Below are 14,092 nucleotides of genomic sequence, written 5' to 3'. Positions count from 1 at the left end.
TTTGCCTTTATTCCCTCAGCCCGACAGTTAAACATATATCTCGCCTTTCAAATACGTCACCACTTTGCCGCTCATCAGTACGCGGTCGCCTTTGAGTTCGCACCAGAGTTCGCCTTTGCGGGCAGATATCTGGTAGGCATGGAGCTGGGTTTTGCCCAATTTTTCGGCCCAGTAAGGGATGAGGTTGCAGTGTGCCGAACCGGTAACCGGGTCTTCGGGAACACCGGCGGCGGGCGCAAAAAAACGGGAAACAAAATCCACTGTATTGCCAGGGGCGGTTACAATTACGCCAATGGTATCAATTTTTGATAGGGCCATATGGTCGGGGTTAATGTCCACAATGTCTTGCTCGTTTTCATAAACCAAAAAGTAATCGCGCGATCGTAATACAGCTATCGGCTCTTTACCATTATCACCCAGTGCTTCCAGTAAACCGGTGGTCAGGTCTACTGGTATTGGTGGCCTGGAAGGGAAATCGAGCGTGTATTTATCCCCATGTTTAGATACTTTAAGTATTCCGGCTTTCTGGGTTTCAAACAATATTTCTTCGCCGGTGTAACCCAATTGCGTATAAATAATATGGGCGGTTGCTAAGGTAGCATGGCCACAAACGTCAATCTCCAGTTCGGGGGTAAACCAGCGCAGATGATATCCACGGGTAGTTTTTACAAAGAAAGCAGTCTCGGCCAGGTTATTCTCCAATGCAATTTTCTGCATGGTTTCATCCGGTAGCCACTCCTCAAGCGGGCAAATTGCGGCCGGGTTGCCGCCAAATAAACGGTCGGTAAAAGCATCGGCCTGGTAAATGGGTATGGTCATTATAGGTATTGGTTAACTATTACTACTAAGGTAGCCGTAAGTTATCAAATCTTCTTTGTTTTTAACCAGCTTTGTACTGCCATTATCAATCAGGATTATTTTATCACTAATCTCTAAAATATTGTAATACTGATGGTCTGTAATGATAAAGCCCTTGTAAGTTGCCCGCTTGCGGATAATTGCTTTAATCTCTTCTGCCTGTACTGGCGAGATATGGGTAAAAGGTTCATCCAGCAAAATATAGTCGGCTTTGCTATAGAGGATCATCAGTGTTTCCAGTTTACGCAGTTCACCGCCCGATAGTTCGCGTGGCTTTTTATGCTGATGCTCCTGATAAAGCGGATAGGCTGCAAACTCATCCCAAGCCAATGGATCAACCAGCATAGGGGCGAGGTGTTTGATCACGATGTTTTGTGGCAGGTAATTGTGTTGGGGTAAATAAGCTATCCGGTTATTTAAATAACCTTTCTGCACAAATGCATCATCAATGCTTACATATTTATAATACGGCGTAAGGGTGCCAAAAATGATTTTCAGCAGGCTTGATTTGCCGCTGCCGTTACGGCCCAGCAATCCGGTAACTTCGCCCGGCTTGCAATCCAGGTAAACGTTCTGCAAAATTTTGCGTCCGTCGAAATCGAGTTGTACGCTATCAACCTTTAACATGTGGATAATGTATGTAAATGATATAAGAACCTGTTAGCAGGAGGTACGTTACGAAATCGATACTAAAAGTATAACTATATAGCTTTTTAACAGACTGTCCCGCATTGCGGTAATAGAAATACACATACTTATAAAAGTAAGTTTGAAAAGACCATGCACCCAGATAACCGATTAGTTTAATGATGATGCTATTGCCAACATTGCCCGGCCCACCCAAATTTACAGCATAAATAGCTACTATGGTTATCAGCAGGTTCCACCACAGAAATGTTTTATAAAACTGGAAAAGCAAAGGTCGGAGATGGGTCATTTAGGTCGAAAATAGCTAAACGGCCTGGTAACCAAATTATTGCGGGTTTATTCTATCCACAATACAGAATTACCTGTGCCAAACTGGTTTTGTTCCCATTGCTTATTGCCCGGGTCTAAGATCCAGTTACCATCAATCAGAAACTTGTAAAGGTATTTGCCCGGCTTAAGGCGCAGGCTAATTGTCCATTCATCACCTCTGTGTTCCAGTGTGTAGCCTTGTTCGTTCCAGTTAATAAAGTCACCAGTTAGGCGCACAGTATGGGCTGCGCTATAGCCCTTGAGCGTAAATGTGCGGTTGGGTCGCACAACCAGAAACGAATTAGTTTTACCGTCGGTGCTGATTTGATGCGGATTAGCCGGATCGGTGATCCACTGGCCATCTACAATAAATTTATATTGGTAATTACCCGCCGAAATGGTGTAAGGCAATACCCAGCCTGTAGCTGTTTTGGTAAGCGGCAGCATATCGGCATCCCAGTTACTAAAGCCACCGGTAACATATACTTTGCGGGCATTAGTATAACCGTTGAGCTTGAAGGTGATGTTTTCGCCCATTAGCAATACCGAATTCAGTACGTTATTTTGTTTTTGGGTGAGCTTGTTTGCAGGGTCGGTAATGGGCGAGCCATTTACCATAAAGCGGTAAAGGTAATTACCATCATGCAGGTAAAGCTGCCCTTCCCATAGGCCGTCCTTTAAACGCATGGGTATTTCTGCTCCCTTGTTAAAAGTGCCTGTAACGCTAACTTTTCGGGCCGACGGATAACCTGCCAGCCTGAACGTATAATTATAACGGTAGTAAACAGAATTGGTATTGCCCAGGCCGTCATCTTCGGTTAGGTTATTGTAAGTGTCTGCCGTCCAGTTACCACCGATAATCAGTTTATAATAATACTTTCCAGCCTCCAGCCTCATATCGTATACCCAGCCGCTGTCGGTTCTGTTCATGTTGCCTTTAATGGTGCTCCAGTTGTTGAAATTACCCGACAGCTGCACCCGCTTTACCTGCGTATTGCCCGGCACAAAGAAACGGGTTAGGCCCGAGGGAAGTTCGTGCACGGTAACCCTCGAAAAATTATTTACACCATAAGCCACATCAGCCGGGTAACCTGCTCTCGAATTGTTTTTGTATACGTTGCTGCTAAGCAGGTAAGGAGTAATCTGCGTGTTTTGACCAGTGTCTGATAAGGACCGGTCTAACTTAATGATGTTCTTTTTAGCCTTAACATTCCAGCCGTCCTTAATAGCGGGTTTATAGTTGCCATGCAACAGCATATCTGCAGTTTGCCCGGTTACGCCACCAACTTTTAATAGGCTGTCAATCTCAGTTTTGCTTGTATTAATGTCTACTATCAACATGATATGGCCACGCAGCATCATAATGCGGTTACGCTTCTGCGCTATTGCTGCCGTTAAGCTGCAAAGCATCAGTAACATTGTAAATAAATGTTTAAGCGTCCTCATTTTGTACTATTGATGATTGTAAATGTACATTTCAAATTCTTTTTTAGCGAAATTTATGGTGAAAATGCCGCGTGCAAAAAAGTCATAACCTAATATACCGTCAACTGTGTAACCATAGGCCTTGCCAATGTTTTCGAGGTTTGACACTAACACCCTGTTACTTATAAAAGGATAATCGCCAATAATCAGCTTATCAAAGTGCGCATAAATAATTTCGTAGGATGTGCCGCCTACACCCACCACATTGTTACGATTGATAACCTGTAATGATTTGATGATCTTTTTGGATACATGGAAATCAAGCATATTTGTTTCGGCGCCGGTATCAAAGGCAAACCAAATGCTTTTATCACTCACGTTGCCTTTAATAAAGATCACGTCGTTCATGTATTTAAACGTGGTTTTAACATCGGGCTTATCAAATACACGTTCAGCGGATAATATTTCGCCTTGTTTGTCCAACTTGTGGATATATAAAAGATTTTTGGAAAGATCTATCGTGATGGCTAGTTTGGCAAATACGCGGGTACCCAGCAGGCCCAGTATTTTAATCTTCTTGCTGTTTTCAATCCCGGATAGGTCGGTTACGTCGGCAATCAGGCGGTCGTAATGCAGATCAAAGCCTAAGGAGAAATTATGCACCACCGCAGTAAATGTACCGCCAGTGCGGCCATTGATGCCGCCAGCGTCCTGCTCATTAATTTTAGGCAGATCACGAAAATAAGTGGCGTTTAAGACCAGGTAGGGTGCGCCGGTATCCAGCACAAAGTTACCCACAAGCGAATCTATCTGCGCCTCCACAATAATGAGGTTACCGGCACGCTTAATAGGCACGGTTAATACCTTAAAATCGCCATAAGGGTCAGAATCGCCTAGTTCCAGTGTTTTCAGGTTGATGCCGCCAATCATGATGCCCGATTTGCACATGCCTTTACCACAGCACAAAGCCGATAGTAAAATCATAATAAGCAAAACCCGTTTAAGCATGGCGAGGTGGTATAACAGTAAGACGCTGGAAATCGGGATTCGTTACAGGGAGCCTAACTTATGGAGACGGGTTTAAAACAAGCTAAACTGGGTGTCTTTCCCGCTATCGTCAACCCGTACCTTGTTAACCAGCAGATGCGCATGCCGGGTAGGCTCGGGAATCCTGTAGCCACGGATACAGTTTTTAATCACTTCAACGCTTTGCTCCATACTAATGCGGTGGCCGGGTGAGATAAAGATGGGATTACAGTTTCTCTTTGTGCGCAGAGCTGTGCCGATTACCTCATCACGATCATACATCGGGCTTTGAGCGAAGACTTCGTTAGCGGGTTCGGCGTATTTGCCTCTGAGCCTGCTTTTGGCGCTACCAATGGTTGGCACATCGGTTACCAGCCCGAAATGTGTAGCAATGCCCAGGCGGCGTTCATGTGCTATGCCCTGGCCATCTAATACCAGCAGATCTGGTTTAATATCGAGCTTATTCCACACCTCCAATAGCGCAGGCACTTCGCGGAAAGCCAGCAAGCCTGAGATATAGGGAAAAGACGTACGACTAACCACAGAGGCATGACTAATAACGGTCATCTCCGGGTATTTGAGCAGGATAATACCTGCATAAACTATTTCCGAGTATTTATTGAATGAGATATCCGCGCCGCCAATGATGCGGATGGGTTTATCTAACGGTTCGATCCTGATCTTTTGCCGCAATTCGTTCTGGTAAGCGATGGCCTGGTCAGGAGTGAGGGTTTCATAATCGGCGGGTTGCATACCCTATATAAACAAAAAAGCCTCCGGTTGTTTACCGGAGGCCCTTGAATATTTATCCTAAATAGGATTTCAGAATTTTACTTCTGGAAGTATGTCGGAGCCTTTGCAGTGCTTTATCTTTAATCTGGCGTACACGCTCGCGGGTTAAATTGAACTTTTCGCCAATTTCTTCGAGCGATAGCGGGCTGCTGGCACCCAGGCCGAAAAACAGCACAATGATTTCGCGCTCACGCTCGGTTAGGGTAGAGAGGGAGCGTTTGATTTCTTCTGATAACGACTCGTTAATTAATATCGAGTCGGTATTAGGTTCATGGTTTTCCAGTACATCCAAGAGGGTGTTTTCTTCGCCCTGCACAAATGGGGCATCCATAGATACATGGCGGCCGGAGTTGCTCAACGTGTCAGAAATCTTATCTACAGTGGTTTCCAGTATATCGGCAAGTTCTTCGGGCGATGGCTCACGCTCATACTCCTGCTCTAATTTGGAGAATGCTTTACTAATCTTGCTTAACGAGCCAACTTGGTTTAGTGGTAAGCGTACAATACGTGATTGCTCTGCAATGGCCTGCAAAATAGACTGGCGGATCCACCAAACGGCATAAGAGATAAACTTAAAACCCTTTGTTTCGTCGAAGCGTTTGGCTGCTTTAATTAAGCCTAAATTTCCTTCGTTTATAAGGTCGCCTAAGGTAAGACCTTGATTTTGATATTGTTTAGCTACTGAAACAACAAACCGGAGGTTGGTTTTGGTTAACCGCTCTAAAGCAGCCTGGTCGCCCTCTCTAATTTTTTGTGCTAATATTACTTCTTCTTCGGCAGTGATTAGGTCAACCTTACCAATCTCGTGCAGATACTTATCCAGTGACTGTGACTCACGGTTGGTAATGGATTGAGTTATTTTGAGTTGTCTCATCTATTTGTATTACCTGTATTCTTATTATAGAATTAAACGCCCAAATCTATAAAATTGTTATTAAATTTTTTTGTTTCAGTTGATAAATGTATCTCGTTCAAAATCATAGAAATAAGATTTTTCAATTAATATTTTTTGACCCTAACTGAATGAAAAATAGGGCTAATTAAAAACTTTACAACTATCATTTCTTAAAGATATGAAAAAAAATGATTTGTAAAAGTAGTCCTCAATTAATGCAAATATTAATCATAAATGGGCTTAAATGGGCGATAGCCGCGTATTATTATAAACATGTTTACAACTCATTTAGTGTAAAGGCATCTTTAATGCGGATACCTTTTTCTGTTTGCTGCAAGGTGCAGCATTCGTTTACAGCATCATGCTCCAGGTAAAGTACGTACTGTTTTTCAACAGCTTCGTTGAAGAAGAGTTTGCGCTCTGCCATGGTAGTAAGCGGAAACATATCATAAGCCATTACGTAGGGGATAGGCAGGTGCCCAATGGATGGAAGCAGATCTGCCATGTATAATATCTGTTTGCCCTTGTAATTAATCAGTGGCAGCATCATGGCTTCGGTATGGCCAGATACAAAACGGATGCTGAAATCGTTCATAAAAGGGGTTTGCTCACTTACATCTACAAACTTTAATTGCCCGCTTTGCTGTATGGGTAGTATGTTTTCTGCCAGGAACGATGCTTTTTCTCTTTCATTTGGGTTCACCGCCCAGTCCCAATGGCTGGGGTTACTCCAGTAGGTGGCATTTTTAAAAGCCGGGATCAGTTTTTCGCCATTGCGTTTTACAGCACCGCCTACATGGTCAAAATGCAGGTGGGTTAAAAATACATCGGTAATATCATCGGTACTAAAACCTTTTGCAGCAAGTGACTTTTGCAGCGTATCATCACCATGCAGGTAATAATGGCTAAAGAATTTTTCACTCTGCTTATCGCCAATTCCGGTATCTATCAATATAAGGCGGTTGCCGTCTTCTACTAATAGGCAACGCATGGCCCAGGTACACATGTTATTATCATCGGCCGGGTTGCTTTTTTGCCAGATAGTTTTAGGTACTACGCCAAACATAGCGCCGCCATCTAATTTAAATAAACCGGTATTGATCGTGTGTAAATTCATAGTCCGTGAGTCCGGAAGAAAAGAAGTCCGGAGGTCCGAAAGATAGGAAGAAGCGAAGAAGTCCGCAAGTCGGAAAGCCTGCAAGTAAAAACAAAAAAGTCCGGAAGTTTATCACTCCCGGACTTTTCTAATTTTCTGTCTTTCTGACTTCTTTACTTTTCGGCTTCCGGACTCAGTACTACAAGTGTATCACTTCACCGTACGCATCAGCGGCAGCTTCCATAATAGCTTCGCTCATGGTTGGGTGTGGGTGTATCGTTTTAATAACGTCGTGGCCGGTAGTTTCCAGCTTACGGGCGGTAACAACTTCGGCAATCATTTCGGTAACGTTAAAGCCAATCATGTGCGCGCCTAAAAACTCGCCATATTTAGCATCAAATATTACTTTAACAAAACCTTCTTTGGCACCGGCAGCACTTGCTTTACCAGAGGCCGAGAATGGGAATTTACCAATCTTGATCTCGTATCCTGCTTCGCGTGCCGCTTTTTCTGTATAGCCAACAGACGCAACTTCGGGCGAGCAATAAGTACAACCCGGGATGTTGTTATAATTGATAGGGTCTACATGTAAACCTGCAATTTTTTCAACACAGGTAATACCTTCTGCAGAAGCTACGTGTGCAAGTGCCTGGCCTTTTACAATATCGCCAATGGCATAAATACCTTCTACATTGGTGCGGTAGTAGTCATCAACCAATACTTTGCCTTTGTCAAATTTAACGCCTGTTTCTTCGAGGCCTATCCCTTCTAAATTAGTGCTGATACCGATTGCAGATAGTACAACCTCTGCTTCTAATATCTCAACGCCTGTAGCTGTTTTTACGCTTACTTTGCATAACTCGCCGCTGGTATCAACAGACTCAACGGTAGAGTTGGTCATGATGTTGATGCCTTGTTTTTTCAAACTACGGTTCAGTTGTTTCGAAACTTCTTCGTCTTCTAACGGTACAATATCGCCCAAAAACTCAACCACAGTAACTTTAGTACCAATTGAGTTATAGAAATAAGCAAACTCAATACCAATAGCGCCCGAGCCTACCACAACAATTGATTTTGGTTGTTTAGGCAAATTCATAGCCTGGCGGTAACCAATAACTTTAACACCATCTTGTTTAAGGTTAGGCAACTCGCGCGAGCGGCCACCTGTAGCCAGTATAATATGTTTGGCCTGGTGCTCGGCAACGGTACCATCAGCAGCTTTAACTTCTACTGTACCTTTACCTTTAAGCTTACCAAAACCGTAAATAACATCAATTTTGTTTTTCTTCATTAAAAACTGCACGCCTTTGCTCATGCCATCGGCAACGCCACGGCTGCGTTTAATAACGGCACCAAAATCAACAACACCCTGGCCTTCTATTGTAATACCATAATCAGCAGCGTGATTAAGGTACTCAAACACCTGGGCGCTTTTTAACAGCGCTTTAGTTGGGATACAACCCCAGTTAAGGCATATACCGCCTAACGACTCCCGCTCAACTACTGCGGTTTTTAAACCTAACTGAGAGGCGCGGATCGCAGCAACATAGCCACCCGGACCAGACCCTATAACAATAACATCGTAGTTCATGATTTTTTATAGATTATGCTTTTTGTATAATGCCAAAAATACGCAAAAACCATGAGATGCGAAATATGTGGCTGGGTTGCAAGTGCATTGTTGACGCTTTTATTATATAAATACACCAGCACTGACTAACTCGTTAGGATAATTACAATATCACGTAATAAATATGATACAATGTGATTCCTGAAATTCATTTTAATTGGAATTAAGTGGCTTTTATTGCGAATTTCATTATTTATAACCTCGAGTGTTGATAAATGACCGCCTTTGTTAACATTTACTTAACATTGGCTAATAGGGCATTACTTATATTTGCAACTTATTAAATTAAACGTTAAACGAATAAACAAAGAGTATGAGAAAACACTTACTTTTCTTAATTATGTTTCTTTCTACTACCTTATTTACCTATGCCCAGGTAACAACCGGTAGTTTTACAGGAACAATTAAAGATTCCAAAGGCTTGCCTTTGCCGGGTGCAACTGTTATTGCTACACACGTGCCAACAGGTACTACTTATAGTACGGTATCACGTAATAATGGTGATTTTAACCTTCCAAACGTTAAATCAGGAGGCCCTTATACTGTAAAAATCTCTTTTGTAGGTTTTGCGGCACGCACGTTTACAGATTTGGCCGCAAGTTTAGGTACACCCACTAAAGTAGAAGTTATTTTACTTGATGAGGGTAAAACCCTATCTGAAGTAAACATTAAGGGCACAAAAAAAGGTAGCGTTATCAGTACCGAAAGAAAAGGCCCTTCAACCAACGTTTCTTTGCAGCAATTGCAAAGTTTACCATCTGTAAGCAGAAGCGTACAGGATTTTGCCCGTTTAACCCCGCAAGCAATTTCAATTAACAGCAGCTCTGATGGTAGCCCGCTAGGTATTCAATTTGCCGGCCAAAGTAATAAATACAATCAGTTTACTGTTGATGGCGCCATGAGTAACGACGTTTTTGGTTTAGCCGGAAGCGGTACAAACGGCGGGCAGGCTGGTGCTAACCCAATTCCATTAGAGTCTATCTCTGAATTACAAATCGTACTGGCTCCTTATGATGTTACCCAGGGTGGTTTTACTGGTGGAGGTATTAACGCAGTTACTAAAAGCGGTACTAATGAATTCCATGGTTCTGCTTATGGTTACTATCAAAATCAGGATCTGATTGGTAAAAGTGTATCAACAGACCTTAAGTACAACAACTTTAAAAATAAAACTTACGGTTTTAGCCTAGGCGGCCCGATTATCAAAAACAAACTATTCTTTTTTGGTAACTACGAGCGCATAGATAACACTACACCTTTAGCTAACGACCCTGCACAAGCTAACTCAGGCTCGAAATTTGATCCTGCGGTATTGCAGCAATTGCACGATTTTGTATTAAAAACTTATAATTTCGATATCGGTAGCAGCAGTGGTGAAATTAATAAAAACCAGGGTTCGCACTATGCTTTTGGCCGTTTAGACTGGAACATCAACGATAAAAATAAGCTGACCGTTCGCCATAGTTATACAGATGGTAGCAATTTTGCTATTAGCCGTAGCCCAACAAGTATTTCTTACACAAGTAACGGTTATACTTTTAATACCAAAAACAACTCATCTGTTATTGAGTTAAACTCTTCTTTATCAAATACTGCATCAAACGTTTTACGTGTAACTTATACTGCAACACGCGATAAAAGAGCTACAGCCGATTTCCCTACGGTATACATACAGGAGAATGGGTTAAACTATAACTTTGGTGGTGATAACTCATCTGCCAGAAATAGCCTTAACCAGGATTCATGGACATTGGTAGATAACTTTACGCTGTATAAAAACAAGCATACATTTACTTTTGGTACAGACAACTTGTTATATAAATCAAACAATGTTTTTATCCAAAACTATTACGGTTACTATAACAAGTATAGCTCTATTGCTCAATTTGAGGCAAATACTTCGGCTCCTGCAAACTACAGCGCTTATTATTCAACCGCTGGCGGAAGCGACAATGCCAACCAGATTTTAAAGGCTGCCCAGTTAAGCGCTTATGCACAGGATGTATGGAGCGTTAGCGATAAGTTTAAATTAACTTATGGTGTGCGTATGGATATCCCTATTTTCATGAACACTCCCGGCGAAAACGCTGCATTTAACTCAACAGCAATTGCACAGCAGTACGGTGTAAAAACCAACAAAGCACCAAATTCTACGCCATTATTTGCGCCAAGAGTTGGGTTTAACTGGGATGTTAACGGTGATGCTACTACCCAGGTACGTGGTGGTGCCGGTTTATTTACAGGCAGGGTTCCATTTGTTTGGATCTCTAACCAATATGGTGGTACCGGCGTGTTAATTACCAAATTCTCTTCGGGTGCTACAACTAACCCATCTACTGCAAATATCCGTTTCCATTACGACCCTAATGATCCACATTTGGGTGCGCAGTTAGGTGCAAGCAATGCCCCGTCTGAAATTGATTTAACAGACAAGAACTTTAAGTTTACCCAAACCTTGCGTGGTAACTTAGCTGTTGATCAAAAATTACCAATCTGGGGTTTAGTAGGAACATTAGAGGCTATCTATACTAAAAAGATCAACGATATCCTTTATCAGAATCTTAACTTAAATGCTAACCCTACTACAGTTACTTTAGGTAATACCACCCGCCCGTTCTATAATTTTACAAGAGCAAACAACAACTATACTGATGTTATTTATTTAACCAACACCAGCAAAGGTTATGCTTACAACTTTACAGCTCAGATTCAAAAACCAATCTCTAATGGTTGGGCTGGTAGCATTGCCTATACCTATGGTCATTCAACTTCGGTTAATGATGGTACAAGTTCAACGGCTATTTCTAACTGGCGTTTTGCTTACAATGTTAACGGCTTAAACAGCCTTGATGTTACCCGTTCAAATTACGATCCGGGATCACGTATAGTTGGGTATATCTCTAAGCGTTTTACTTACGCGCACAATAAATTAGCTACCACTATAGGTTTAGTTTACATAGGCCAATCTGGTCAGACTTATTCTTACCTGTACAGCCAAAATATTAATGGTGATGATGCATCAAGCAAAGGCTCTGCTGCTGGTTTAGCTTACCTACCAGCAACTGTGGCACAGGCCCAGTTTGCACCTTTAAAAGTTGGAACTGTAACACTTACTGCCGACCAGCAGTTTGCAGATTACATGGCTTTTGTTGATCAAAACCCTTACCTGAAGAAACACCTAGGTGAAAATACTTCACGTAATGGCGACAGAATGCCTTGGGAAAACCACATCGATTTAAAAGTACAACAAGACTTTAAAGTATATAAACAACACATGTTGTCTATTACCTTAGATATGTTAAACGTTGGTAACTTCTTAAACAAAGACTGGGGCAACTCTTATTACATAGCTAACCAGGGCGTAAACTTGTTTACTGTGGTAACACAAGGCACAAACCCAACCTTTAACTTTGATAAAACTAAATTTAACACTGTTGATGGTAAGCTTAGGCCATATTTCTACAATGATTATATTTCTCGTTGGAGAGGACAGATCAGTGCACGTTATAGCTTCTAATTATATTTAGAATTGGTAATATAGTAAACAGGCCCCGATTTATTGGGGCCTGTTTACGTAAATGCTTTTTATAAAATACATGCAGGCATAAAACAAGATTGGCCGGTTAATTAACCGGCCAATCTTGTTTTATGATATAAGCAGATAGGCATTAGGGTCTGCTAAAAATGATTTTTAGTTATACACAAACTCACCATACTCAGAAGTTATGGTTACTTGTTTTTGGTCTGCGGTTTCTACACGGCCTACAATTTGTGCGTCGATGTTAAAGCTTTTAGATATAGCTATAATGCCATCAGCAATTTCCTGCGGTACATAAAGCTCCATACGGTGGCCCATGTTAAATACCTTGTACATTTCCTGCCAGCTGGTGCCAGATTCTGCCTGAATTAATTTAAACAGGGGTGGTAAATCGAAAAGGTTATCTTTAATGATATGCAGGTTATTGATAAAGTGCAGCACCTTGGTTTGTGCGCCGCCGCTGCAATGCACCATGCCGTCTATCTGTGCGCGGTATTTATCCAATATGGCTTTAATTACCGGGGCGTAGGTGCGGGTAGGAGATAGCACCAGTTTGCCAGCATCCACGGTTTCGCCATAACCGATATCTATTTTATCTCTCAGGTTTTTGCTGCCCGAAAATACCAATGAGTAAGGTACCGCCGGGTCATAACTCTCTGGGAACTGCTCAGCCAGTTTTTTATTAAAAACATCGTGGCGGGCAGATGTTAATCCGTTTGAACCCATACCGCCATTGTATTCCTGCTCGTAAGTTGCCTTGCCGTAAGATGCCAGGCCAACAATAACATTGCCTGCTTTAATACGGTCATTGCTAATTACGTCGCTGCGTTTCATGCGGCAGGTAACGGTACTATCCACAATAATGGTACGTACAATATCGCCAACGTCTGCAGTTTCGCCGCCGGTAGAATAGATGCCAATACCTGCGTTACGCAGTTCGGCCAATATTTCTTCGGTACCGTTAATAATGGCAGCAATTACATCACCGGGTATTAGGTTTTTGTTACGCCCAATGGTTGATGAAAGCAGGATATTGTCTAATGCGCCTACACAAAGCAGGTCGTCCAGGTTCATAATAATAGCATCTTGGGCAATGCCGCGCCACACCGAAATATCGCCGGTTTGTTTCCAGTACAGGTAAGCTAATGACGATTTGGTACCCGCACCGTCTGCGTGCATAATATTGCACCATTCGGCATCGCCGCCCAAAATATCCGGAATAATTTTACAAAAAGCTTGTGGAAATATACCCTTATCAATGTTTTTAATGGCGTTATGGACATCATCTTTAGAAGCCGATACGCCGCGCTGGTCATACCTTTGCGAAGAAATCATGGGCAAATATAAGCATCCCAATACTTTTAAGCAGTAAATTCATTAAATTGCCGGCCTTCGCACTATATTTCTATGATTAAGACACTCCTTCACTACATAAACGTTAACCGCTGGCGTTTGGTAAGAGTAAGCAAGCACAACTTTTTAATGTACTGTAGCGTGTTTGTAGGTTTAATAGCCGGTTTAAGTGCCGTGTTACTTAAATACCTGGTACATTTTATGGAAGATCTGAGCCGTAATATATCAGCGCATTTGCCATACCATTATAGCTATATTTTTTTACCGGCCCTGGGTATTTTGTTTACGGTAGCTTACCAGCACCTCATTAACCGCGACCAGATACAAAAGGGGATAGGCACACTTATCTATATTATTAAACGTAATAAATCGAATGTTAAATTCAATAACGTTTATTCGCACCTCATAACCAGCTCGCTTACGGTGGGTTTCGGTGGTTCATCAGGGCTGGAGGCGCCTATCGTATCAACAGGGGCTGCTATAGGTTCAAATACGGGCAGGTTTTTTAAATTAAGCCCATAT

At 42.2% G+C, this 14,092-nt stretch carries 12 protein-coding genes; 2 read left to right on the top strand and 10 right to left on the bottom strand.

All coding sequences use genetic code 11. From position 1 onward, the window contains the following. Window positions 1-27 precede the first annotated feature (27 nt). The 9 genes from RG47T_RS10725 to lpdA form a co-directional block, all read right to left on the bottom strand. Window positions 28-819, bottom strand: coding sequence for a PhzF family phenazine biosynthesis protein (locus RG47T_RS10725; RefSeq protein ID WP_074489461.1), 792 nt, complete (start codon window positions 817-819; stop codon window positions 28-30). A 12-nt stretch (window positions 820-831) separates the two neighbouring features. Next, on the bottom strand, window positions 832-1,485 hold the full coding sequence (locus RG47T_RS10720; protein ID WP_074489460.1) for an ATP-binding cassette domain-containing protein: 654 nt from the start codon (window positions 1,483-1,485) through the stop codon (window positions 832-834). Continuing rightward, window positions 1,472-1,795: a hypothetical protein gene (locus RG47T_RS10715; RefSeq protein ID WP_074489459.1), complete on the bottom strand. Its 324-nt coding sequence runs from the start codon at window positions 1,793-1,795 to the stop codon at window positions 1,472-1,474. Before RG47T_RS10715 ends, RG47T_RS10720 begins: the two co-directional genes overlap by 14 nt. Before the next feature lie 47 nt (window positions 1,796-1,842). Continuing rightward, entirely contained in the window at window positions 1,843-3,261 is a 1,419-nt protein-coding gene (locus RG47T_RS10710) for an early set domain-containing protein (protein WP_083627373.1), read from the bottom strand. A 6-nt stretch (window positions 3,262-3,267) separates the two neighbouring features. Then, on the bottom strand, window positions 3,268-4,224 hold the full coding sequence (locus RG47T_RS10705; RefSeq protein ID WP_171972513.1) for a pepsin/retropepsin-like aspartic protease family protein: 957 nt from the start codon (window positions 4,222-4,224) through the stop codon (window positions 3,268-3,270). A gap of 96 nt (window positions 4,225-4,320) precedes the next feature. Further along, window positions 4,321-5,019, bottom strand: a complete 699-nt coding sequence (gene nfi, locus RG47T_RS10700) for a deoxyribonuclease V (RefSeq protein ID WP_074489456.1) — start codon at window positions 5,017-5,019, stop codon at window positions 4,321-4,323. 52 nt (window positions 5,020-5,071) lie between these two features. After that, window positions 5,072-5,932 (bottom strand): sigma-70 family RNA polymerase sigma factor, encoded by an 861-nt coding sequence (locus RG47T_RS10695; protein ID WP_074489455.1) that lies wholly within the window; start codon window positions 5,930-5,932, stop codon window positions 5,072-5,074. Window positions 5,933-6,230: 298 nt separating this feature from the next. Next, complete coding sequence (locus RG47T_RS10690; RefSeq protein ID WP_074489453.1) at window positions 6,231-7,070, bottom strand: MBL fold metallo-hydrolase; 840 nt, start codon at window positions 7,068-7,070, stop codon at window positions 6,231-6,233. A 178-nt stretch (window positions 7,071-7,248) separates the two neighbouring features. Next, complete coding sequence (lpdA, locus tag RG47T_RS10685) at window positions 7,249-8,640, bottom strand: dihydrolipoyl dehydrogenase (RefSeq protein WP_074489452.1); 1,392 nt, start codon at window positions 8,638-8,640, stop codon at window positions 7,249-7,251. A gap of 352 nt (window positions 8,641-8,992) precedes the next feature. Between lpdA and RG47T_RS10680 the strand changes: the two genes are divergently transcribed. Continuing rightward, a complete protein-coding gene (locus RG47T_RS10680) occupies window positions 8,993-12,196 on the top strand; it encodes a TonB-dependent receptor (protein ID WP_074489450.1) in 3,204 nt (1,067 codons plus the stop codon). 174 nt (window positions 12,197-12,370) lie between these two features. Here the strand turns inward: RG47T_RS10680 and RG47T_RS10675 are convergent, their stop codons facing one another. Then, entirely contained in the window at window positions 12,371-13,552 is a 1,182-nt protein-coding gene (locus tag RG47T_RS10675) for an AIR synthase related protein (RefSeq protein ID WP_171972512.1), read from the bottom strand. 72 nt (window positions 13,553-13,624) lie between these two features. Here RG47T_RS10675 and RG47T_RS26385 point away from each other — a divergent pair. Beyond that, window positions 13,625-14,092 (top strand): chloride channel protein (locus RG47T_RS26385; protein WP_216351045.1); only part of this gene is annotated, 468 nt, incomplete at its 3' end.

The sequence above is a fragment of the Mucilaginibacter polytrichastri genome (assembly GCF_001911425.1).
Taxonomy (GTDB): Bacteria; Bacteroidota; Bacteroidia; order Sphingobacteriales; family Sphingobacteriaceae; genus Mucilaginibacter; species Mucilaginibacter polytrichastri.
Note: the sequence above shows the minus strand (reverse complement) of the source record. Positions and strands in the feature narration are given on the sequence as shown.

What these genes read in the sequence shown, in the direction of transcription:
- RG47T_RS10725 (WP_074489461.1), bottom strand. Translation starts at nt 819, where the DNA reads ATGACCATACCCATTTACCAGGCCGATGCTTTTACCGACCGTTTATTT.
- RG47T_RS10720 (WP_074489460.1), bottom strand. Translation starts at nt 1,485, where the DNA reads ATGTTAAAGGTTGATAGCGTACAACTCGATTTCGACGGACGCAAAATT.
- RG47T_RS10715 (WP_074489459.1), bottom strand. Translation starts at nt 1,795, where the DNA reads ATGACCCATCTCCGACCTTTGCTTTTCCAGTTTTATAAAACATTTCTG.
- RG47T_RS10710 (WP_083627373.1), bottom strand. Translation starts at nt 3,261, where the DNA reads ATGAGGACGCTTAAACATTTATTTACAATGTTACTGATGCTTTGCAGC.
- RG47T_RS10705 (WP_171972513.1), bottom strand. Translation starts at nt 4,224, where the DNA reads ATGATTTTACTATCGGCTTTGTGCTGTGGTAAAGGCATGTGCAAATCG.
- nfi (WP_074489456.1), bottom strand. Translation starts at nt 5,019, where the DNA reads ATGCAACCCGCCGATTATGAAACCCTCACTCCTGACCAGGCCATCGCT.
- RG47T_RS10695 (WP_074489455.1), bottom strand. Translation starts at nt 5,932, where the DNA reads ATGAGACAACTCAAAATAACTCAATCCATTACCAACCGTGAGTCACAG.
- RG47T_RS10690 (WP_074489453.1), bottom strand. Translation starts at nt 7,070, where the DNA reads ATGAATTTACACACGATCAATACCGGTTTATTTAAATTAGATGGCGGC.
- lpdA (WP_074489452.1), bottom strand. Translation starts at nt 8,640, where the DNA reads ATGAACTACGATGTTATTGTTATAGGGTCTGGTCCGGGTGGCTATGTT.
- RG47T_RS10680 (WP_074489450.1), top strand. Translation starts at nt 8,993, where the DNA reads ATGAGAAAACACTTACTTTTCTTAATTATGTTTCTTTCTACTACCTTA.
- RG47T_RS10675 (WP_171972512.1), bottom strand. Translation starts at nt 13,552, where the DNA reads ATGATTTCTTCGCAAAGGTATGACCAGCGCGGCGTATCGGCTTCTAAA.